22 protein-coding genes are annotated in these 21,069 nt (G+C 71.6%); 10 read left to right on the top strand and 12 right to left on the bottom strand.

Going from position 1 to position 21,069, the window contains the following annotated elements; genetic code table 11:
• Positions 1-19 precede the first annotated feature (19 nt).
• Both MQN93_RS09865 and MQN93_RS09870 read left to right on the top strand, forming a co-directional pair.
• Entirely contained in the window at positions 20-583 is a 564-nt protein-coding gene (locus MQN93_RS09865) for a TetR/AcrR family transcriptional regulator (protein ID WP_242709150.1), read from the top strand.
• Positions 584-738: 155 nt separating this feature from the next.
• Complete coding sequence (locus MQN93_RS09870) at positions 739-1,827, top strand: saccharopine dehydrogenase NADP-binding domain-containing protein (RefSeq protein WP_242709151.1); 1,089 nt, start codon at positions 739-741, stop codon at positions 1,825-1,827.
• 22 nt (positions 1,828-1,849) lie between these two features.
• Here the strand turns inward: MQN93_RS09870 and MQN93_RS09875 are convergent, their stop codons facing one another.
• Together MQN93_RS09875 and MQN93_RS09880 are read right to left on the bottom strand one after the other, a co-directional pair.
• Positions 1,850-2,494: a maltokinase N-terminal cap-like domain-containing protein gene (locus MQN93_RS09875; protein WP_242709152.1), complete on the bottom strand. Its 645-nt coding sequence runs from the start codon at positions 2,492-2,494 to the stop codon at positions 1,850-1,852.
• Entirely contained in the window at positions 2,494-3,141 is a 648-nt protein-coding gene (locus MQN93_RS09880) for a TetR family transcriptional regulator (protein WP_016435563.1), read from the bottom strand. The genes MQN93_RS09875 and MQN93_RS09880 overlap by 1 nt, the downstream gene beginning before the upstream one ends.
• A gap of 210 nt (positions 3,142-3,351) precedes the next feature.
• Here MQN93_RS09880 and MQN93_RS09885 point away from each other — a divergent pair, with 210 nt between their 5' ends.
• The 3 genes from MQN93_RS09885 to MQN93_RS09895 are packed head-to-tail and all read left to right on the top strand — an operon-like array spanning position 3,352 to position 6,577.
• Complete coding sequence (locus tag MQN93_RS09885; protein WP_016435564.1) at positions 3,352-4,770, top strand: glycosyltransferase family 4 protein; 1,419 nt, start codon at positions 3,352-3,354, stop codon at positions 4,768-4,770.
• Entirely contained in the window at positions 4,764-5,513 is a 750-nt protein-coding gene (locus tag MQN93_RS09890; RefSeq protein ID WP_016435565.1) for a class I SAM-dependent methyltransferase, read from the top strand. Before MQN93_RS09885 ends, MQN93_RS09890 begins: the two co-directional genes overlap by 7 nt.
• Positions 5,510-6,577 carry a prenyltransferase/squalene oxidase repeat-containing protein gene (locus MQN93_RS09895; RefSeq protein WP_242709153.1) on the top strand — a complete coding sequence of 356 codons (1,068 nt, stop codon included), beginning with the start codon at positions 5,510-5,512 and terminating at the stop codon, positions 6,575-6,577. Before MQN93_RS09890 ends, MQN93_RS09895 begins: the two co-directional genes overlap by 4 nt.
• Positions 6,578-6,610: 33 nt before the next feature.
• On the opposite strand, the gene MQN93_RS09900 is transcribed toward MQN93_RS09895, so the two are convergent.
• The 4 genes from MQN93_RS09900 to MQN93_RS09915 form a co-directional block, all read right to left on the bottom strand.
• Positions 6,611-6,904, bottom strand: a complete 294-nt coding sequence (locus tag MQN93_RS09900) for a hypothetical protein (RefSeq protein ID WP_016435567.1) — start codon at positions 6,902-6,904, stop codon at positions 6,611-6,613.
• Positions 6,905-6,956: 52 nt separating this feature from the next.
• Positions 6,957-7,967: an LLM class F420-dependent oxidoreductase gene (locus MQN93_RS09905; RefSeq protein ID WP_242709154.1), complete on the bottom strand. Its 1,011-nt coding sequence runs from the start codon at positions 7,965-7,967 to the stop codon at positions 6,957-6,959.
• 107 nt (positions 7,968-8,074) lie between these two features.
• The gene (locus tag MQN93_RS09910; protein WP_016435569.1) at positions 8,075-8,908 is read right to left on the bottom strand and encodes a DUF5336 domain-containing protein; all 834 of its coding nucleotides are present in this window, start codon (positions 8,906-8,908) and stop codon (positions 8,075-8,077) included.
• 83 nt (positions 8,909-8,991) lie between these two features.
• Positions 8,992-9,969, bottom strand: coding sequence for an N-acetylmuramoyl-L-alanine amidase (locus tag MQN93_RS09915; protein ID WP_242709155.1), 978 nt, complete (start codon positions 9,967-9,969; stop codon positions 8,992-8,994).
• A gap of 106 nt (positions 9,970-10,075) precedes the next feature.
• Between MQN93_RS09915 and MQN93_RS09920 the strand changes: the two genes are divergently transcribed.
• The gene (locus MQN93_RS09920; protein WP_242709156.1) at positions 10,076-10,567 is read left to right on the top strand and encodes a DUF2975 domain-containing protein; all 492 of its coding nucleotides are present in this window, start codon (positions 10,076-10,078) and stop codon (positions 10,565-10,567) included.
• The gene (locus MQN93_RS09925) at positions 10,567-10,788 is read left to right on the top strand and encodes a helix-turn-helix domain-containing protein (RefSeq protein WP_016435572.1); all 222 of its coding nucleotides are present in this window, start codon (positions 10,567-10,569) and stop codon (positions 10,786-10,788) included. Before MQN93_RS09920 ends, MQN93_RS09925 begins: the two co-directional genes overlap by 1 nt.
• 9 nt (positions 10,789-10,797) lie before the next feature.
• Here the strand turns inward: MQN93_RS09925 and MQN93_RS09930 are convergent, their stop codons facing one another.
• On the bottom strand, positions 10,798-11,466 hold the full coding sequence (locus tag MQN93_RS09930) for a class I SAM-dependent methyltransferase (protein ID WP_242709157.1): 669 nt from the start codon (positions 11,464-11,466) through the stop codon (positions 10,798-10,800).
• 158 nt (positions 11,467-11,624) lie between these two features.
• Positions 11,625-13,358 carry an MFS transporter gene (locus MQN93_RS09935; protein ID WP_242709158.1) on the bottom strand — a complete coding sequence of 578 codons (1,734 nt, stop codon included), beginning with the start codon at positions 13,356-13,358 and terminating at the stop codon, positions 11,625-11,627.
• Positions 13,359-13,587: 229 nt separating this feature from the next.
• Here MQN93_RS09935 and MQN93_RS09940 point away from each other — a divergent pair, with 229 nt between their 5' ends.
• Positions 13,588-15,015, top strand: coding sequence for a DHA2 family efflux MFS transporter permease subunit (locus MQN93_RS09940; RefSeq protein ID WP_016435575.1), 1,428 nt, complete (start codon positions 13,588-13,590; stop codon positions 15,013-15,015).
• Between the two features lie 43 nt (positions 15,016-15,058).
• On the opposite strand, the gene MQN93_RS09945 is transcribed toward MQN93_RS09940, so the two are convergent.
• The 4 genes from MQN93_RS09945 to MQN93_RS09960 form a co-directional block, all read right to left on the bottom strand.
• Positions 15,059-15,691 (bottom strand): response regulator transcription factor, encoded by a 633-nt coding sequence (locus MQN93_RS09945; protein ID WP_037782512.1) that lies wholly within the window; start codon positions 15,689-15,691, stop codon positions 15,059-15,061.
• Positions 15,692-15,752: 61 nt separating this feature from the next.
• Entirely contained in the window at positions 15,753-17,039 is a 1,287-nt protein-coding gene (locus MQN93_RS09950; RefSeq protein WP_242709159.1) for a sensor histidine kinase, read from the bottom strand.
• A 14-nt stretch (positions 17,040-17,053) separates the two neighbouring features.
• Positions 17,054-17,770: an ABC transporter permease gene (locus MQN93_RS09955; protein WP_242709160.1), complete on the bottom strand. Its 717-nt coding sequence runs from the start codon at positions 17,768-17,770 to the stop codon at positions 17,054-17,056.
• Between the two features lie 122 nt (positions 17,771-17,892).
• Positions 17,893-18,798, bottom strand: coding sequence for an ABC transporter ATP-binding protein (locus MQN93_RS09960; RefSeq protein WP_242709161.1), 906 nt, complete (start codon positions 18,796-18,798; stop codon positions 17,893-17,895).
• Positions 18,799-19,071: 273 nt separating this feature from the next.
• Here MQN93_RS09960 and chsH3 point away from each other — a divergent pair, with 273 nt between their 5' ends.
• Positions 19,072-19,929: an enoyl-CoA hydratase ChsH3 gene (gene chsH3 / locus MQN93_RS09965; RefSeq protein ID WP_242709162.1), complete on the top strand. Its 858-nt coding sequence runs from the start codon at positions 19,072-19,074 to the stop codon at positions 19,927-19,929.
• A gap of 28 nt (positions 19,930-19,957) precedes the next feature.
• Entirely contained in the window at positions 19,958-21,034 is a 1,077-nt protein-coding gene (locus MQN93_RS09970) for a Zn-dependent alcohol dehydrogenase (RefSeq protein WP_242709163.1), read from the top strand.
• Positions 21,035-21,069 lie beyond the last annotated feature (35 nt).

Below are 21,069 nucleotides of genomic sequence, written 5' to 3' on the forward strand. Positions count from 1 at the left end.
GGACGGCTAATGTGACGGCATGCCCCGCTGGATGCCTCAGGCCAAGGAACGGCTGAGAGACGCCGCGATCGAGTTGTCCGCCGAGCGCGGCTACGAGAACGTGACGGTCACCGACATCACCGAGCGGGCGGGGCTCACCAGGCGCACCTACTCCCGCTACTTCACCGACAAGCGCGACGCGTTCTTCGCCGGCATGGAGCAGCTTGCCGCCGCCGTGGGCGCGGCGGCGGTCGAGGCCGACGAGAGCCTCGGCCCGTGGGATGCCGCAGTGGTCGCGCTGCGTACCGTGGGCGATCAACTGGTCCAGTTCGTACCGACGGCCGAACTGCGGCGCCAGGTGATTCGCACCAGCCCCGAGCTCCAGGAGCGCGAGCGCACCAAGGCGGCGCTGGTCGCCGGCTCGCTCGCTGAGGCCCTGCGCGGCCGCGGGGCCCCTGCACCCCTGGCGGGCGTACTCGCCGAGGTCGGCGTGATCGCCTTCAACGCGGCCTTCGATCGCTGGCTCGACGACCCCGAAGGGGCCGCGTACTCGGAACGTTTCGATGCCGTCGTCGCCGAACTGACGCAGGCCCTCGACTCCTGAGCACGGGCCCTGTTCCGCTCAGTCAGCACGGGCTCCGTCCCGCTCAGTCATCCCGGTCATGTCTCACTGTGTCATCATAGGTTCAAGGTGATGACACAGTGAGACATCGCGACGGCCGGCCGCACGCCCCACCGACCGCGCAGACAGGAGAAGCGATGACGCCGGACACACCCACCGGGGAGATCTGGATCCTCGGAGCGGCGGGCCGCATCGGCAGTGCCGTCGCGGCCCGTCTGGCCGCGCAGGGGTTCACGCCCGTGCTGGTCGGGCGCGGCAAGGAAGCCTTGAGCAGGACCGCGGTGAACCTCGGGCCCGGGGCGGGCGCGAAGGTCGTCGTCACGGGATCGGTGGACGACATCGCGGCCGAGGTCGCCCGGCAGCGTCCTGCCGTGGTCGTCAACACCATCGGCAACTTCGCCGAGACCGCCCCACCGATCGCCCGCGCCTGTCTGCGGGGCGGCGGGCACTACGTCGACATGGCCGCCGACCTCGTCGCCCTGCCCCGGCTCCTCTCCCTGCACGACGAAGCCTCCGCTGCGGGCAGCACCCTGGTCACCGGCGCCGGATTCGGCGTCCTGGCCACCGAGGCCGTCGTCGCCAAGCTGTGCGAGAACCGCCCCACGCCCGAGCGGGTGCGCGTCGACGCCCTGGGCTCCGTGGCCACGGACGCGGGCACCGTGGGCGCCGCCTTCGCCGCCTCCATCGTGAACGTCATCGCCACAGGAGGCCGCGCCTACGAAGAGGGCCGACTCGTCACCCGGCGCCTGGGGGCCGACCCGCAGGACCTCACCCTGCCCGACGGCGAGACCGTGAAGTCCGCGGGCGCGCCCTCCGGCGAACTCATGGCGGCACAACGCGCCAGCGGTGCTCCTTCGGTCACCGTCACCACGGCCCTCGCCCCCACCTCGGCCGTCGCCCGCGCGGTCCTCCCGCTCGCCGGGAAGCTGCTGTCGATCCCGCGACTGCAGCGCTTCGCTGTGCGCCGCATGGCAGGTGTCAGGACGAAGGCCGCTCCCAGGCCGCGCCGGCACTCCTGGGGCCACGCGGTCGTCATCTGGTCCGACGGCACCCGCCGGGAGGGCTGGCTGCGCGCCGACGACGGCATGGACTACACCGCTGCCGTCGCCGCCGAGACCGCGGCCGCTCTCGCCCGTGGCGAAGGCAAGCCCGGCGCTTACACCCCCGCGGCCGTGCTCGGCCCCGACCTCGCCGTTGCCGCGGGCGGCACCTTCGTCCTCGACTGAGCCCCGCCGAGCGCGGCCGGCCTCACCCGCCGGCGCCGCCCCGGCGGACCAGAGTGGCGATCGGTCCCCGCACCCGGGTGCCGTCCAACTGCTCCCACATGCCCGAGACATGACCGACGGTCTCCGCAACGGGCAGGTCGCCCCGTGTCGGCGTCAGCACCCGGTGCAGGCGCAGGACCAGGCCGTCCGCCACGGCGAACTCGGTGCTCTCCCGCGTGTCCTCGGGAGCGCCCGGAACGCCGAGCGGCCCCTCTCCGGCGTAGGACCGGACGACCTCGTGGTCGAGGGTGTCGCTGACGTTCTGTGCGTGCGCGGGGGTGCGGCCCTCGATCAGGGCGCACAACTGCCGTGTCAGCACGGGGTCGTGGCAGCCGTCGTAGGCCCAGCGCGGTCCGAGTACGCCATGCTTCATGGTGCCGACGAGGGCGTGCTCGGCGCCGTCGAGTGGGGCGCCGCGGTACGTCAGCGGTACGAGGTAGGCCCCCGACGCCTCGGTGACGACAAGGAACTCGATGCCGACCTCGCCCGCGGGGTCCTCCAGGCGGAAGCCGCCGGCCCGCGTCAACTCCGGTGCGGGCGCGCCGTGGTACCACGAACGCGTGGGCAGCCACGCGGCCAGCAGCTCCACCTTGGTGGGCGTCACGGTGGTGTGGTGGATGGTCGACACTATGCTCCGTCCTGGCCCTGGGGCCCGGTGAGGTCGATCAGTCGGCAGACCGTCTCTATGTCGATCTTGACCTGGGCGATGGAGGCGCGGCCCGACAGCCAGGTGATCAGGGCCGAGTGCCAGGTGTGCTCGATGACGCGGACGGCGGACAGCTGCTCGGGGGTGGGGTTCTCCAGGCCCATCGCGTCCAGGATGATCACCGTGGTCTGCCGGGAGACCTGGTCCACCTCCGGCGAGACACTGCGGTCGGCGAAGGTGAGCGCGCGGACCATCGCGTCCGCCAGATGCGGCTCGCGCTGCAGTGCGCGGAAGGCCCGCATCAGGGTCTCCGCGACCCGCTGGGCCGCCGTGTCGCCCGTCGGGGGCTTCTTGCGCAGCGTGCCGTGCATGTGCTCCAGCTGGTCTTGCATGGTGGCGACCAGCAGATGGATCTTGGACGGGAAGTACCGGTACAGCGTGCCCAGCGCCACCTGCGAGGACTCCGCGACCTCACGCATCTGCACCGCGTCGAAACCGCCCCGGCTGGCCAGCTGCGCGCTCGCGTGCAGGATGCGCCGGCGACGCGCCTCCTGCCGCTCGGTGAGCGGCGGGGAGGCCGGCTGCGAGGCATTCGTTTCCACCTTGGCCTCCTTGGCTTGCGCAGGCATGGGTCCCGTTCCGTGACAGTCGGTGAGGGCTGGTGATCGCACCGAGCATGACAGGACCGCCGCCGTGGCGCGAATCACCTGATCCACTGCTCACAGCGCCCCTACCGCCCGGTAGATTCAGAGCCTCCTGGACGATCAAGTCTGAAACTTGTTCTAGATTAGCGTCCCGGCGTAATCTCGCGGGACAGTGCATGCAGAAGGGGGCCCAGAGTGACCGCTGAGGCCAGTCAGGCAGGGCCCCGGGAGGACCCCGCCGCCGACGGCGAGCGACCGCTCCACATCGCGCTCCTCACCTATAAAGGGAACCCGTTCTGCGGCGGCCAGGGCGTCTACGTCCGCCACCTCTCGCGTGAACTGGCCCGCCTCGGACACCGCGTCGAGGTCATCGGCTCCCAGCCCTACCCGGTCCTCGACGAGGGCGCGGACTACGCGCACCGCCTGAGCCTGACCGAACTGCCCAGCCTCGACCTCTACCGCTCACCGGACCCCTTCCGCACCCCCAAGCGCGAGGAGTACCGCGACTGGGTCGACGCGCTGGAAGTGGCGACGATGTGGACCGGCGGCTTCCCCGAACCGCTCACCTTCTCCCTGCGCGCGCGGCGCCATCTGCGCGCCCGGCGCGGCGAGTTCGACGTCGTGCACGACAACCAGACCCTGGGCTACGGACTGTTGGGCGACGTCGGCGCCCCGCTCGTCACGACGATCCATCACCCCATCACCGTGGACCGCCAGTTGGAGCTGGACGCGGCCGAGGGCTGGCAGCAGCGGCTCTCCAAGCGCCGCTGGTACGCCTTCACCCGCATGCAGAAGCGCGTCGCGCGCCGCCTGCCCTCCGTGCTCACCGTCTCGGGCACCTCCCGCGCCGAGATCGTCGACCACCTCGGCGTACGGCAGGACCGTATCCACGTGGTGCACATCGGCGCGGACACGCAGCTGTTCTCGCCCGACCCGTCCGTGCCCGTCGTGCCCGGCCGGATCGTGACCACCTCCAGCGCGGACGTGCCGCTCAAGGGCCTGGTCTTCCTCGTCGAGGCCCTCGCGAAGGTCCGCACCGAGCACGCCTACGCCCACCTCGTCGTCGTCGGCAAGCGGCCCACCGAGGGGCCCGTCGCGCAGGCGATCGAGCGCTACGGCCTCGAAGGCGCCGTCGAGTTCGTGAAGGGCATCTCGGACGCCGAACTGGTCGACCTGGTCCGCTCGGCGGAGGTCGCCTGCGTCCCCTCCCTCTACGAGGGCTTCTCCCTCCCGGCGGCCGAGGCCATGGCCACCGGCACACCGCTCGTCGCGACGACCGGCGGGGCCATCCCGGAGGTCGCCGGACCCGACGGCGAGACCTGCCTCGCGGTACCGCCCGGCGACCCGGGCGCACTGGCCGCGGCCCTCAACCGCCTGCTGGCCAGCCCCGAACTGAGAGTGCGCCTCGGCCGCGCGGGCCGCGAGCGGGTGCTGAAGCACTTCACCTGGGCCCGCGCCGCCGAGGGCACGGTGCGCCACTACCGCACCGCCATGGCCGCCTCCGCCGGCAAGCCCCCCGGCCGCTCCGCGGCCCTCCACACCCCCGCGGCCGGCCAGGCGGCAGCCGTAGCAGAACTAGCCGTATCCAACCCCGAAAGCAGGGCCACGTGCTGACCGTCGACTTCTCCCGGTTCCCGCTCGCCCCGGGCGACCGCGTCCTGGACCTCGGCTGCGGGGCGGGCCGGCACGCGTTCGAGTGCTACCGGCGCGGCGCGCAGGTCGTGGCCCTCGACCAGAACGGCGAGGAGATCCGCGAGGTCGCCAAGTGGTTCGCCGCGATGAAGGAGGCCGGCGAGGCACCCGAGGGCGCGAGCGCCACGGCCATGGAGGGCGACGCCCTCCAACTGCCCTTCCCCGACGAGTCCTTCGACGTCGTCATCATCTCCGAGGTGATGGAGCACATCCCGGACGACAAGGGCGTGCTCGCCGAGATGGTCCGGGTCCTCAAGCCCGGCGGGCGGATCGCCATCACCGTCCCGCGCTACGGCCCCGAGAAGGTCTGCTGGGCGCTGTCGGACGCCTACCACGAGGTCGAGGGCGGTCACATCCGCATCTACAAGGCAGACGAACTCCTCGCCAGGATCCGGGAGGCCGGCCTCAGGCCCTACGGCACCCACCACGCGCACGCGCTGCACTCGCCGTACTGGTGGCTGAAGTGCGCGTTCGGTGTCGACAACGACCAGGCGCTGCCGGTGAAGGCGTACCACAAGCTGCTGGTCTGGGACATCATGAAGAAGCCGCTGGCGACCCGGGTCGCCGAGCAGGCGCTGAACCCGCTGATCGGCAAGAGCTTCGTGGCCTACGCGACCAAGCCGCACCTGCCGAAGCTCGCCGAGGCCGGGGCGGACGCCCGGTGACCACTCCCCGGACAGAACACCTCGTCCTGCCCGGGGTTCTCACCGCCGAGCAGGCCGCCGCGACCGTACGGGGCGTCCTCGCCGTGCAGCGGGAGGACGGGGCGATCCCGTGGTTCCGCGGCCACCACCTGGACCCCTGGGACCACACCGAGGCCGCGATGGCGCTGGACGCCGCCGGGGAGCACGAGGCGGCCGAGCGGGCCTACGCATGGCTCGCACGCCACCAGAACGAGGACGGCTCCTGGTACGCGGCCTACGCCGACGGGGACTTCGCGGACGTCACCGACCGCGGCCGGGAGACGAACTTCGTCGCCTACATCGCGGTCGGCGTGTGGCACCACTACCTGTCGACCGGCGACGACCTGTTCCTGGACCGCATGTGGCCGTCGGTGTACGCGGCGATCGAGTACGTGCTCAGGCTCCAGCAGCCCGGCGGGGAGATCGGCTGGAAGGGCGAGGACGACGGCACCTTCACCACCGACGCCCTGCTGACCGGCTCCTCCTCCGTCCACCACGCGCTGCGCTGCGCGCTCGCCGTCGCCGAGCAGCGCGAAGAGCCGCAGCCCGACTGGGAGTTGGCCCTCGGCGCCCTGCGGCACGCGATCCGGCGGCACCCCGAGCGGTTCCTCGACAAGGACCGCTACTCGATGGACTGGTACTACCCGGTGCTGGGCGGCGCGCTCACCGACACCGAGGCCAAGTCCCGTATCCAGGAAGGCTGGGACCGCTTCGTCGTGCCCGGCCTCGGGGTGCGCTGTGTCGTCCCGAACCCCTGGGTCACGGGCGGGGAGTCGGCCGAACTCGCCCTCACGCTCTGGGCGATGGGCGAGTCCGACCGCGCGCTGGACATCCTCAAGGCGATCCAGCACCTGCGCGACGCGGAGAGCGGCCTGTACTGGACGGGTTACGTCTTCGAGGACGAGGCCGTCTGGCCCCGGGAACTGACCACCTGGACGGCGGGCTCCCTCCTCCTCGCGGTGGCCGCCCTGGGCGGCCACGAGGCGACATGCACGGTGTTCGGCGGAGAGAGCCTGCCGCGAGGACTCGACCCCGACTGCTGCTGAGCCCTCGGCCCGCAGCGGTCGGGGGCTTGAGCCTCAGTGGCGGTGGACGCGGTTGGCGATGGCGTGGCCGACGAAGAGGTAGACCACGGCGGCGAGGCCGTAACCGGCGACCACGCGTGCCCATGCCTCGTCGAACGTGAACAGGTCGTGCGACCAACCCGCCAGCCACAGGGCCGCGTTGTGGATGAACTGCACGAAGTCGTTCGCGCGGTTCGCGTCCAGCAGGTACATCAGGATCCACAGGCCCAGGATGAGGGCCATGACGTCGGCGACGATCGCGATGACCGTTCCGGCCTGGTTGGCACCGTTGCGATATCGGGGGGACATGCCTGACGGGTTGCCGCCGAAACGCCGGTAAAACCTCGGTGCCCCGCGGCCCCTACGCGTTGAGCTCCGCCAGCACCCGCAGCGACCGCCGGTCCGGGGACAGCGCGAGCAGATCCGTCACCGGCCCCTTGCGCCACAACTCCAGCCGCTCCGCGATCCGTTCACGCGGCCCGACCAGGGAGATCTCGTCGGCGAAGGCATCCGGGACGGCGAGCACCGCCTCCTCGCGCCGGCCTTCCAGGAACAGCTGCTGGATGCGCCGCGCCTCCTCCTCGTACCCCATGCGCGCCATCAGGTCGGCGTGGAAGTTGCGGGACGCGTGGCCCATGCCGCCGATGTAGAAGCCGAGCATGGTCTTGACCGGCAGCAGCCCCTCCGCCAGGTCGTCGCAGACCTGGACGCGGGCCATCGGGGCGACGAGAAAGCCGGGCGGGAGCTGCTCGAGTGCCGGTCCGTACACGTCCGGACGGGTCGGCGACCAGTACAGCGGCAGCCAGCCGTCCGCGATCCGCGTCGTCTGCGCGACGTTCTTCGGCCCCTCCGCACCGAGCAGCACGGGCAGATCGGGACGCAGCGGATGCGTGATGGACTTCAGCGCCTTCCCGAGCCCCGTCCCGTCCTCACCGCGATACGGATGCGAGTGGAACCGCCCCTCCGCCACGACCGGCCCCTGCCGCCGCAGCACCTGCCGTACGACGTCGACGTACTCCCGCGTCGCGGTCAGCGGCGACCTGGGGAACGGCCGCCCGTACCACCCCTCCACCACCTGTGGCCCCGACAGCCCGAGGCCGAGCATCATGCGTCCGCCGGAGAGATGGTCGAGGGTGAGCGCATGCATCGCGGTCGTGGTCGGCGAGCGGGCCGCCATCTGCGCAACAGCCGTTCCCAGCTTGATCGTCGACGTCTGCGCCGCGATCCAGGTCAGGGGCGTGAAGGCGTCCGACCCCCATGACTCCGCGGTCCACACCGAGTCGTACCCGAGCCGCTCGGCCTCCTGCGCGAGCGGTACGTGGTCCGCGGAGGGGCCGCGGCCCCAGTAGCCGAGGGCGAGACCGAGTCGCATCGACGCCTCCTGACGGTTCGTCAGTTACCTGGCTGTGAGCTGCGACTGTACGGCAACGGCCCCCCGCCCGGAAGGGCGAGGGGCCGTGCGAGGTCGTGCGCGCGGACTCAGCCGCGCTGGATACCGGACGTGTCCTGCAGAACGCCACGACGGCCGTCCTGCGTCTGCGCGACCAGACCCGGACCGCGCTGCTCCACGGCCAGGTACCAGGTGCCGGGCGCCAGTTCGGCGATCGGCGTCGGCGAACCGTCCTCCGCGAACAGCGGCCGCGGCACGGGCACCGCGAACCAGAACGGCGAGAAGTCCCCGCCGGCCGCCGGCGGCTGAGGCTGCCCCGGCTGCGGCGCACCCGCCTGCGGCTGCCCGCCGTAGGGCTGCCCGGGCTGCGGCTGGCCCCCGTACTGCGGCTGCTGCGCACCCGGGTAGCCGTAACCACCGGGAGGCTGGGCGCCGTAGGGCTGGGGGGCGGCGGGCTTGGGGGCGGGGAGCAGGGGCGCGCGGAGCGCGGGGACGAGAGCGGTGGCGACGGCGGCCGCGGCCATGACCAGGGTCGCGATGAGCGCGAGGATCAGGCCGGTGCCGGCGCTGACGCCGTTGTCCGAACCGGAGCCGACGTTGTCCGTGCCGCCGAGCGGGTCGAAGATGTTCCCGAGCGCGGACCAGGCGGCGAAGACCGTGAACGCCGCGCCGAACTGGCCGAGGTCGAGACCGGCCACCTTCGGGACCTGCGGCAGGCCGTGGGACACGACGACGAGCGCGGCGCCGATGATGCCCGCGAGGACGACGCCCATCAAGACCGGACCGCTTTCCCAGGAGTTGGGGAGCTCGGCGCTGTCAGGGGCCCCATCGACGGAGTAGATGTCGAGGAACGACGCGATGAACAGCAACACCGCTGCTCCGATCACCACGCCGTCGCCTCGAGTGAGGGAGCGGATATTCACTTCAGGTCCTTCGTAGGTCGTCTCGTCGTCGGTAGACACTATCGTCCCCCCGACCAGGGTGTCTGCCGGGATCCGCCCGCCTTTTACGAAGCGTGCAGGAAACTCACGATTCCATCAGAGATCCCTTGCGCGGCCTTCTGTCGCCAGGTGCTGCTGGTGAGCAGTGCCGCATCCTTGCTATCGCGCATGTTGCCGCACTCGATGAAGACCTTGGGAACCGTTGACAGATTGAGACCGCCCAGGTCCTTACGTGTGACGATGCCGGAGCCGTCGCCGATGTAGTTGGCCGGCGCACTGCCCGTCGCGCGCACGAACTTGCCCGCGATGTAGTTGCCGAGATCGGCGGACGGGCCGACGATCTTGCTGGTGTCCGCGCCGCCCGCGTCGACGAACCCCGGAAGGATGACGTGGAAACCGCGGTTGCCGACGGCGGAGCCGTCCGCGTGGATGGAGATCGCGGCGTCGGCGTGGGCCTTGTTGCCGATCTCGGCGCGCCCGTCCACGCAAGGACCCCAGGCCGGGGAGCCGTTGTCGTGGGTCAGCTTCACCGTGGCGCCCTGCTTCTCCAGCAGCGCCTTCAGCCGGTGGGAGACGTCCAGCGTGAACTGGGCCTCCGGGTAACCCGCGTTGGTGGACGTGCCCGTGGTGTCGCACTCCTTGCGGTTGGTGCCGATGTCCACCTGGCGGTTGATCTCGGCCGTGTGCCGGAAGTTGCCCGGATTGTGGCCCGGGTCGATGACGACGACCTTGCCCTTGAGGGAGCCGGAGGCGGCGGGGGCCGAGGAGGTGGGGGAGGTGAGCGTGGCCGAGGGGCTCGGATGCTTGTCGTCGGTGGCGGTGGAGCCGGCGGCGCTGGGCCCCGTCGACCCGGACGCCGACGTGGCCGAGGTCTGCACGGTCGCCTTGTCCGCGCCGTCCCCACCTCCCGTCCCGCCGACCGCTTCGTACACGAGCCATCCGAGCAGCGCGCCCGGCACGAGCGCGGCGACCGCGACGGTCAGGGGGCGGAAGCGGGGGCGGCGGGGCTGGGGAGGATCGAAGTCCGGGCCTACGTACGACACGCCTGCCACCCTAGCGGCCGTTCAGGGAGCGCGTGGCAGTCCCACGCAGTTGCGGCGCCTATCGAATTTCGATAGATTCCCATCGCGAATCGATGGAAGGTGGCTCATGGGACAGCTGGCAGTGCGTGCATTGCGCGCCGTGCTCGGTGTGGTGCTGGTCGGCACCGTGCTCATTCAGGCAGGAATGGTCTGGGTTCTGGTCAGCGGGAACGACCCGGAGGACGGGAAACTCCCGCTGACCGCGATGCGCGTGATCACGATCCTGGGCATGGTGTCGGTCCAGGTCGCCGTGGTCTGCGTATGGCGGCTGGTGGCGATGGTGCGCCGCGGAACGGTGTTCACCCATGCCGCCTTCCGGTACGTGGACGGGGTGATCGGCGCGATCGTGGCGGCCGCCCTGGTGTGGTTCGCGGTCACGGGCGTCAACGCGCCCGGTCAGCGTGAGGACCCCGGCGTCACCGTCATCATGGCCGGGATCGGCGTGGCCATCCTGGGCGTCGCCCTGATCGTGCTCGTGCTGAGGATGCTGCTCGCCCAGGCCGTCGCCCGCGACGTCGAGGCGACGCGGATGCAGGCCGAGCTGGACGAGGTGATCTGATGCCGATCGCCGTCGACATCGACGTGATGCTGGCCCGGCGCAAGATGTCCGTGGGCGAGCTCGCGGAGCGCGTGGGGATCACACCCGCCAACCTGGCGGTGCTCAAGAACGGCCGCGCCAAGGCGGTGCGCTTCACGACGCTCGCCGCCCTCTGCGAGGTGCTCAAGTGCCAGCCGGGCGACCTGCTGCGCTGGGAGGCCGACGACGCCGCGAGCGGATGAGACCGTGCCTCAGCGCCCGGTGGCCGACGTCCCCGCGCCCGTGCGCCGCAGGACACGCAGGGAACCGGTCGCCGAGATCTCGGTGAAGGCCCCGGACCGCAGAGCCCGAAGGTAGATGCGGTACGGGGCCTGTCCGGTGAACTCGTCCTTCGGGTCCGGGAAGACGTCGTGGATGAGGAGGAGCCCGCCCTCGGCGACGTGCGGGGCCCAGCCCTCGTAGTCGGCGGTGGCGTGCTCGTCGGTGTGGCCGCCGTCGATGAAGACCAGGCCGATAGGCGAGCCCCAGACGGACGCCACCTGCGGCGAACGGCCGACCAGCGCGACCACGTGCTCCTCAAGCCCGGCCCGGTGCAGGGTCCGCCGGAAGGTGGGCAGCGTGTCCATCAGACCGATCTCGGGGTCGACCGTCTCCGGGTCGTGGTAGTCCCAGCCGGGCTGCTGCTCCTCGCTGCCGCGGTGATGGTCGACGGTCAGCGCCACGACCCCCGCCTCACGCGCAGCGTCGGCCAGCAGCACCGTGGACCGCCCGCAGTACGTCCCCACCTCCAGCAGAGGCAACCCCAACGCCCCCGCCTCCACGGCCGCCGCGTACAACGCCAGCCCCTCGTCCACCGGCATGAACCCCTTGGCCGCCTCGAACGCGGCCAGAATCTCGGACTTGGGTGCGCCCGCGGGCATGGGGGTTCCTTCCGGTCGTACGAAGACATCGACGCCCCATGCTGCCGCACCCCCGGCCGAAGCTCCGACCAGGGGTGCAGGTCTGTTAGGGGCGCGGGGAACTGCGCGACCAGCCACGACGGCGGAAAAGCCGCCCAAAAACCAGATCCGACCGAGCCCTACGCGCTCACGGCGCCCCCGGGCAACGCCAGATCCACAGACACCGCCCGCTCCTCCCCAGGATGCGTAGCAGCCGAAGCAAGCGGCCCATACCCCACAGCCCGCGCGGCCAGCACATACGCCCCCTCCGCCGGAACGGCAATCACATAGCTGCCGTCCTCCGCAGAGACGGCGGCCCCCGCCTGCCGCCCCCGCCGGTCGATCAACGTCACCTTGGCGCGCGCCACCGGCGCACCCTCGGCATCCAGCACCCGCCCGCGGAAGCCCCGCAGAGCCGCTTCGGCGTGAGCGATCCCGGCCTCCTCCGCGCTGCTCACGCGCAGCTGCGGCGCACGGTTCGGCTTCGGCAGGAACAGGGCCATCAGCAGGCCGACGGCAACGGCCGCGGTCGCGATCAGGAAGGAGACGTGGAACCCGTGCATGGTCGGGATCGCGACGCCGCCCACATTGTTCGCGGTGTTCGCCAGCACCATGCCGATGACGGCGCTCGACACGGACGTGCCGATGGAACGCATCAGCGTGTTCAGGCCGTTCGCCGCGCCCGTCTCCGACGCCGGCACCGCGCCGACGATCAGGGCGGGCAGCGAGGAGTAGGCGAGTCCGATGCCCGCGCCGAGGATCACCGCGATGAGGGCGCTCTGCCAGGGCGCGCTCATCAGGCCGAGGCCCGCGCCGTAGCCGATGCCGATGATCAGCATGCCGAGGATCAGGGTGACCTTCGGACCGTACTTCGCGGACAGGCGGGCGTAGACGGGCGCCGTGAACATCATCGTCAGGCCCAGCGGGGCGACCAGCAGACCGGCGACGACCATCGACTGGCCGAGGCCGTAACCGGTGGACTTCGGCAGCTGGAGCAGCTGGGGAAGGACGAGGGAGACGACGTAGAAGCTGACGCCGACCATGATCGACGCGAGGTTGGTGAAGAGGACCGCCGGGCGGGCGGTGGTGCGCAGGTCGACCAGGGGGGCCTGCTTGCGCAGCTCCATCACGCCCCACAGGACGAGCACGAGCGCCGAGGCGCCGAACAGGCCGAGCGTGGTGCCCGAGGTCCAGCCCCAGTCGCTGCCCTTGGTGATCGGCAGCAGGAACAGCACCAGTCCTGCCGACAGACCGATCGCGCCGAGCACGTCGAAGGTGCCCTTCGCGCGCATCGGGGACTCGGGTACGACGAGGAGGGTGAGGGCGATCGAGAGGACACCGAGTCCCGCGGCACCGTAGAAGAGGGCGTGCCAGTCGGCGTGCTGGGCGACGAGCGCCGCGAGCGGCAGGGCGAGGCCGCCGCCGACGCCTATGGAGGAGCTCATCAGGGCCATGGCCGAGCCGAGCTTCTCGCGGGGCAGCATGTCGCGCATCAGGCCGATGCCGAGCGGGATCGCGCCCATGGCGAAGCCCTGGAGGGTGCGGCCGGCGATCATCGTGAGCAGATCGCTGGTGAAGGCGCTGATCAGTGCGCCGACCACCATCACGGCGAGGCTGAGGATCAGCATGCGCCGCTTGCTGTACAGGTCGCCGAGCCGGCCCATGATCGGGGTGGCGACGGCGCCCGAGAGAAGAGTCGAGGTCAGGACCCAGGTGGCGTTGCTGGGTTCGGTGTCCAGCAGCTGCGGCAGGTCCTTGATGACCGGGACGAGCAGGGTCTGCATCACCGCGACAACGATGCCCGCGAAGGCGAGCACCGGGACGACGGCCCCGGTCGCCCTCCTGGTGGGCGGTTCGTTCGTCGTGTGCGTCATTGCGTGAGGCCTCCCGTTAGACAAGTGCTGGGTAAACCTCGTATGCACAGGCAACTATTCCGTTGCTTCGGGTCTCTAATCATTTCTTGACCCGGTCATGGGAATCTGATCGGTCATCAGGTCCGGAGCCCGGGTGCTCCCAATGCTGCGGCCTAGGTCTCGCGGCCGAAGTCCTGGTCGGGCGAAATCCCGATGCAAGGGGTGTGAGCGGGTTGAGAGCATGACAGGCATGCTGGAAGCCACCGAGGTCACCCCGACCGTCCGCCGCAGTACGCCGCCCACGTGGCTGGTCGTGGCGCTCGCCTGCGCCGGACAGTTCCTGGTCGTGCTGGATGTGTCGGTCGTCAATGTGGCGCTGCCGTCGATGCGCACGGACCTGGGGCTGAGCCCGCAGGGCCTGCAGTGGGTGGTGAACGCCTACGCGATCGCCTTCGCCGGGTTCATGCTGCTCGGCGGGCGGGCCGGCGACCTCTACGGGCGCAAGCGGATGTTCCTGGTGGGGCTCGCCCTGTTCACGCTGGCCTCACTGGGCGGCGGTCTCGCCCAGGAGGGCGGTCAGCTGCTGGTGGCGCGGGCCGTGCAGGGCCTGGGGGCGGCCGTGCTCGCGCCGTCGACGCTCACCATCCTGACCTCCGCCGTCCCCGAGGGCCCGGCGCGGGCGCGGGCCATAGCGACGTGGACGGCCGTGGGCGCGGGCGGCGGCGCCGCGGGCGGTCTCGTCGGCGGGGCGCTGGTGGACGGCCTGTCCTGGCGCTGGGTGCTCCTGATCAACGTGCCGGTGGGCGCGGTCGTGCTGGCCGGAGCCATGCGGTGGCTGGCGGAGAGCCGCAACGGCGGCGGGCGGCGCCTCGACCTGCCGGGCGCGGTGCTGGTGACGGCCGGGCTCGCGACCCTCGCGTACGGGATCTCGCAGACCGAGGCCGAGGGGTGGACGGCGGCGGCCACACTGGTCCCGCTCGTGGCCGGGCTCGCGCTGATCGCGCTGTTCCTCGTCGTCGAATCGCGTACGGCCGCCCCGCTGATGCCGCTCGGGCTGTTCCGGGTGCGGTCGGTGTCGTCGGCGAACGCGGCGATGTTCATCGGCGGGTCGGCGATGTTCTGCATGTGGTACTTCATGACGCTCTACGCCCAGAACGTGCTGGGCTACTCCCCGCTGGAGGCCGGCCTCGCCCTGGTCCCGAGCTCCCTCGCGGTGCTCCTCGGCTCGAAGGCGGCACCCCGCTTCATGCCGCTGCTCGGCGCGCGCACCGTGGCCGCGCTCGGTGCGGTCGTGGCGGCGGCCGGCTTCGGCTGGCAGTCGCTGATGACGTCGCAGGGGGCGTACCTCACGGAGATCATGTTCCCCGGCATCCTGATGATGCTGGGCGCCGGCCTGATGGCGACCCCGCTCGCCGCGCTCGCCACCTCGGGGGCGACGCCGGGAGAGGCCGGACTGGTCTCCGGACTGATCAACACCTCCCGCACGATGGGCGGTTCGCTGGGCCTCGCCGTCATGTCGACGATCGCGGCGGCCCGGACGGGCGGCAGCGTGACGCCCGCGGCCCTGACGGAGGGCTATGCGCTGGCGTTCCGGGTCGGGACGGTGGTGCTGCTGGCGGGCTTGGTGCTGATGCTGGCGTGGCTGCCGCGAGGGGTTTCCGCCGCTTCGGGGAAGTGACCGTTCGCGCCGCTTCGGGGAAGTGAGGTGACGCGGTGGCGGGTCACAGCCAGCCCTGCTGGCGGGCTTCCCGCATCGCCTCCATCCGGTTGCGGGTGCCCGTCTTGCCGATCGCCGACGACAGGTAGTTGCGGACCGTGGACTCCGACAGGTGCAGCTTGGCGGCGATGTCGGCGACGGTCGCGCCGTCCACGGACGCCTTGAGGACGTCGCACTCGCGGGCGGTCAGCGGGCTGGGCCCGGCGCTGAGCGCGGCGGCCGCGAGCGCGGGGTCGATGACGGTCTCGCCGGTCAGCACCCGGCGGATCGCCTCGGCCAGCTCCTCCACGGGGCCGTCCTTGACGAGGAAGCCGGCGGCTCCGGCCTCCATGGCGCGGCGCAGATAGCCGGGACGGCCGAAGGTGGTAAGGATCAACACCCGGCAGTCCGGGGCCTGTTCACGCAGCTCGGCCGCCGCGTCCAGGCCGCTCATGCCCGGCAGTTCGATGTCCAGCAGGGCCACGTCAGGGCGGTGGGTCAGTACGGCGTCGACGATCGCGTCGCCCGTCGCGACCTGGGCGACGACCTCCAGGTCGTCCTCCATGCCCAGCAGCAGGGCGAGCGCGCCCCGCATCATTCCCTGGTCCTCGGCGAGCAGAACCCGCACACTCTTCGACGGCCGGTGGTCCCGGGGCATCTCGTTCACGGACCAAGAATAGGGCCAGGTGGGGGAGGTGAGGCGGGCCGAGCGCGCCCCGTCACCCCGCCGTGGGTGCCGTGGCCAGCACCGCGTCCGGCACGTCGCTGGGCTCCCGCGGTAGTTCGGCGGAGACCGTGAAACCGCCGCGCGGCGAGGGGCCTGCCGTGAGGGAGCCGCCGGCCGCCGCGAGGCGTTCGGTCAGGCCCTTCAGTCCGGTGCCGCCGATGCCCGGCGGGGAGGCCGCGGACGGCTCGCCGGTGCCGGTGTCCCCGGTGCCGTTGTCGGTGACGGTGAGACGGGCCCGCTCGGAGGTGCTGTCCACCGTGATCGCGCAGCGTGTGGCACCGGAGTGCCGTACGACATTGGTGACCGCCTCGCGCACCACCCAGCCCAGCAGCGCCTCGGTCTGCGGGGCCAGCGGAGTGCCCGAGCGGGCCACGACCGGCTCGACCGAGGCCGCGGTCAGCACCGAGCGGGCCCGGTCCAGTTCGGTGGCGAGGCTGCCCTCGCGGTAGCCGGTGACCGCCTCGCGGATCTCCGTGAGCGCCTGGCGGCCGACCGCCTCGATGTCGGTGACCTGCGCGATCGCGGCGTCCAGATCGCGCGTGGCCAGCCGCCTGGCCGCCTCCGACTTCACCACGATCACCGACATGGTGTGCCCGAGCAGGTCGTGCAGATCGCGGGAGAAGCGCAGACGTTCCTTCTCCACGGCCTGCAGGGCGAGCTTCTCGCGGGCCTCGTGCAGCTCGCGCACGGCCTCCGTCAGGGACAGGATCGCGGCCGTGACCATGGTCGACAGGAAGGTGCCGTAGGCGACGTTCAGGGAGGCGTTCCAGCCTGTGTGATACACGGAGACCGCCGCCGCGAGTGCGGTCAGCGCGAGACCGATGCGGCCGAGCCAGGGGCCGCGCATGGCGGCGCCGGTGGCGAGGCCGAGCAGCGGGAAGAAGTACAGCCAGCTGCCGCCGTAGCCCATGGAGAGGCCGATGGTGAGCAGGGTCATCACGACCAGCGCCACCCGGGTCGAGGTGGCCTTGCGCTTGTCCTTCACGAAGGAACGGAAGGTGACGTAGATGTAGAGCGAGTTGAAGGCGAGCAGGCCGATGGCGCCGATCCAGGGGTTGGGGGTCTTGCCCTGGAAGAGGTTGGAGAAGGCGCCCATGCCCATCAGCAGCCAGGGCAGCAGCGCGAAGCCGCTGGGCGGCGGACCCGGCTGCTCGGGCGTCCGCCCGGTGCGGCGGCCCTCCTTCTGCGCGGCCTTGTACTGCTTCATGTCCGCCTTCCAACGGGCCCGCGCCGCCCGCCACACTCCCACCTGACAGGTGATCTCTCGCATCCAGGACATGTCTCGCTCCCCGTTCAGACGGTCCGGCCGGATCGTCGGTACGACAGCACAGCGTACGAACCGAAGGCCAGCATCCAGAGGGTCAGGACGGTGATCGCGCCGAGTGCGGGGGCGTGGCCCACCGCGGCCGACGTGCCGAGCTCGGCGAAGCGGTTGGTGGGCGTGTACCGCGACACGCTGCGCAGCCAGTGCGGGAACAGGGTGATCGGGAACCACAGGCCGCCGAGGACGGACAGGCCCAGATTGCACACCATGTTCGTGACGCCGGTGGTCTGCCCGGTCAGCCGGTAGCCGTTGCCGAGGCCCAGCAGGGTGAAGGGCACCGAGCCCAGCCACAGCAGCCCCGCGACCGCCGCCCACTGCCAGGCGTCCAGCCGTACGCCGTTGATCAGCCCGCCCGCGGCGAGCACCGCGAGGATCGCGGGCAGCACCGTCACCGAGCCGGTCAGCGTCCGGCCGATCACGACCTGGCGCGGCGTCATCGGGGTCACCCTCAGCTGCCGCAGCCAGCCGATCGCCCGGTCCTCGGCGACCCCGCCGCCGGTGTTCAGGGCGGAGCCGACCGCACCGTACCCGGCCATGCCGATCATCGCGCCGGTCTTCCAGCCGCCGTCGTCCCCGCCGAGGTTGGTGAACAGCAGGTACATCATCACCGGCATCGCCACCCCACCGATGACGAAGCCGACGTCACGCAGGGTGCGGCGGACTTCGAGTCGCAGGTAGTCGAACATGCCGATGCCTCCTTGGCGGAGTGAACCGATGAGCCTGTCCGGCGATCGAGGACGAGGCCGCTCGGGCCGAACGGGGTCCGGGGCGGAGCCCCGGGTGGGTGCGGGCCGCGGACGGTGCCCCATCACGCCGCCTCCTTCAGGGGTGCCGTCAGCGCCAGGAACGCGTCGTCCAGTGACGCCGGGGCGACCTCCAGGCCGCGTATCGCGTGCAGTTCCGCCAGAGCGATCACCGTCGCGTCCGGATCGTCGCTGCGCAACCGTGCCCGGTCCCCGCGCACCTCCACCGACCGTACGCCGGGCAGCAGCTCCAGGCCCGCGGTGGAGCGGCCCGCGAGGTCGAAGGCGACCAGGCTTCCGCCCACGGCCCGCTTGAGCTGCTCACCGGTGCCGTCGGCGACGATCCGGCCGTGGTCGATGACGACGATGCGGTCGGCGTGCACGTCCGCCTCCTGAAGGTGGTGCGTGGAGAACAGCACGGTGTGGCCGAGGCGGGCGTAGGAGCGCATCGACGCCCAGAAGGCGTGCCGGGCCTCCACGTCCAGGGCGGCGGTGGGCTCGTCCAGGACGATCACCGAGGGGTTCCCGGCGAGCGCGACGGCGAACCGTACGCGCTGCGTCTGGCCGCCGGAGAGCCGGTCCACGCGCCGCCCCGCCAGCTCGGTGATCCCGGCCAGCTGCAGCGCCCGCGCGACGGGCATCGGCTCGGGGTAGCGGCGGGCCACGAAGGACACCAGCTCCTGCACGGTGACCCGGGGCACCGCGCGCGCCTCCTGCAGCATGGCGCCGACCCTGCCGGCCCGCACCGCCCGCTCCGGGGGTGCGCCGAAGAGCCGTACCGTGCCCTCGTCGGGCTCGTCCAGGCCGAGCAGCAGGGAGATCGTGGTCGACTTGCCGGCGCCGTTGCGGCCGAGCAGGGCGACCGTCTCGCCGGCTGCGATCTCCAGGTCGACGCCGTCGACGGCGCGTACGGCGCCGAAAGTCTTGACCGCCCCCGTGAAGGACACGGCGGCGTTCTTGGTCTGTGTCATACCGACTCCGTCTGTGTCATGCCGACGACGCTACGGAGCCCGCCTCGCGCCCGGCAGATGCGCCTGTACCGACTCCGGCAGGACAAATGTCATGGGTGCCCACCGCACGGAACTGACACTGCGTCAGGAGCCTTCACAACTGCGGGGCGCTGGGTTATACAGAGGGCGCCGGACTGGAACGCGTTCTAGGCCGGCACGCGTGACGACCTCGGTGCGGCCGACGGTGCGGACGGCCGCGCCGAGGTCCCGCACACCTCCCACGTCAGGAGCCGTATGCCCATCGACGCAGCGAAGGCCCTCGCCGCGAAGCCCCACACCGGCGAGATCACCTGGGACCGCAAGGACGTCCAGCTCTACCACCTCGGCATCGGCGCGGGCCTGCCCGCCACCGACCCCGACGAGCTGCGCTACACCCTGGAGTCCCGGCTGCACGTCCTGCCGAGCTTCGCCACCGTCGCGGGCGCCGGCTCGCCCGGGGTGATCAGCGGGCTGTCCATGCCCGGCGTCGAGGTCGACCTCGCCAAGGTCCTGCACGGCGGCCAGTCGCTGACCCTGCACCGCCCCATCCCGGTCGCGGGCACCGCGACCGCCACCGGCCGCATCGCCGCCGTGTACGACAAGGGCAAGGCGGCCGTGCTGGTCATGCGCACCGAGGTCGCCGACTCCGACGGCCCGCTGTGGACCAACGACGCACAGATCTTCGTACGGGGAGAGGGTGGCTGGGGCGGCGACCGAGGACCGTCCACGCGCATGGACCCGCCCGAGGGCGACCCGGACCGCACCGTCGAGCGGGCGATCCGCGAGGACCAGGCGCTGCTCTACCGCCTGTCGGGCGACTGGAACCCGCTGCACGCCGACCCCGACTTCGCCAAGCTCGCCGGGTTCGAACGGCCCATCCTGCACGGCCTGTGCACCTACGGCATGACGCTCAAGACGGTCGTCGACACCCTGCTCGGCGGCGATGTGACCCGGGTGCGCTCCTACACCACCCGCTTCGCGGGCGTCGTCTTCCCGGGCGAGACCCTGCGCATCCGCATGTGGCAGGGGGACGGCCGGGTGCGGGTGGCCGTCGGCGCCGTCGAGCGGGACGACGCGCCCGTCCTCGCCGACACGATCGTCGAACACTCCTGAAACAGCCGGTAGTCGAGGGGAGCGCACCATGCGCGCAGCCGTACTGCACGAGATCGGCCAGGACAAGCTGGAGGTCCTCGACGACGTCGAGGCGGTGGGGTTCGGGCCCGGCAGGGTGCGGATCCGGGTGCGGGCCACCGGGCTGTGCCACTCGGACCTGTCCGCGATGAGCGGGGTGCTGCCGCAGCCCGGCCCGTTCGTCCCCGGTCACGAGGGCGCGGGCGAGGTCGTCGAAGTAGGCGAAGGTGTACGGAACCTGAAGGCCGGCGACCGGGTCGTGGTGTGCTGGCTGCCCGCCTGCGGTGCCTGTCCCGCCTGCAAGCGCGGCCAGACCGAGCTGTGCCTGGCCGGATTCATGAACGCGGGCACCCCCAACTTCAAGCGCCCCGCGGGCGACGTCTTCGGCTTCGCGGGCACCGGCACCTTCACGGAGGAGGTCGTCGTCGACGCGGGCTGCGCGGTGCCGATCCCCGACGACGTGCCCTTCGACATCGCCGCGCTCATCGGCTGCGGCGTCACCACAGGACTCGGCGCGGCCCTCAACACCGCGGACGTGGAGGCCGGTTCGTCGGTCGCCGTCATCGGCTGCGGCGGCGTCGGCATCTCCGCGATCCAGGGCGCACGGCTCAAGGGCGCCGCCGAGATCGTCGCCGTCGACCCCGTCGCCTCACGCCGCGAGTCCGCGCTCGAGTTCGGTGCCACCAGGGCCGTTTCACCGGACGAGCTGGCCGGCGCCAAACAGGAGGTCACCGCGGGCGAGGGCTTCGACTACGTCTTCGAGGTCGTCGGCAAATCCGCCACCGCCCGCACGGCGTACGAGAACACCCGGCGCGGCGGCACCCTCGTCATCGTCGGCGCGGGCGCCATGGACGACTTCCTCCAACTCAACATGTTCGAGCTGTTCTTCGACGAGAAGCGGATCCTGCCGTCGATGTACGGCGGCGGCGACGTCCTGCGCTCCTACGAGCGCACCATCGCCCTGTGGCGGGCCGGCCGTATCGACCTGGCGGGCCTGATCACCCACCGGGTGCCGCTCGCCGACATCAACGAGGCCCTGGACCAGATGCGTTCGGGGACCGCGCTGCGTACGTGCATCGAGATCTGACCCGCCGTCGGTCGAACTCCGCTCCCGGGACGGAA

It is taken from the genome of Streptomyces spinosisporus, from assembly GCF_022698145.1.
Classification (GTDB): Bacteria; Actinomycetota; Actinomycetes; order Streptomycetales; family Streptomycetaceae; genus Streptomyces; species Streptomyces spinosisporus.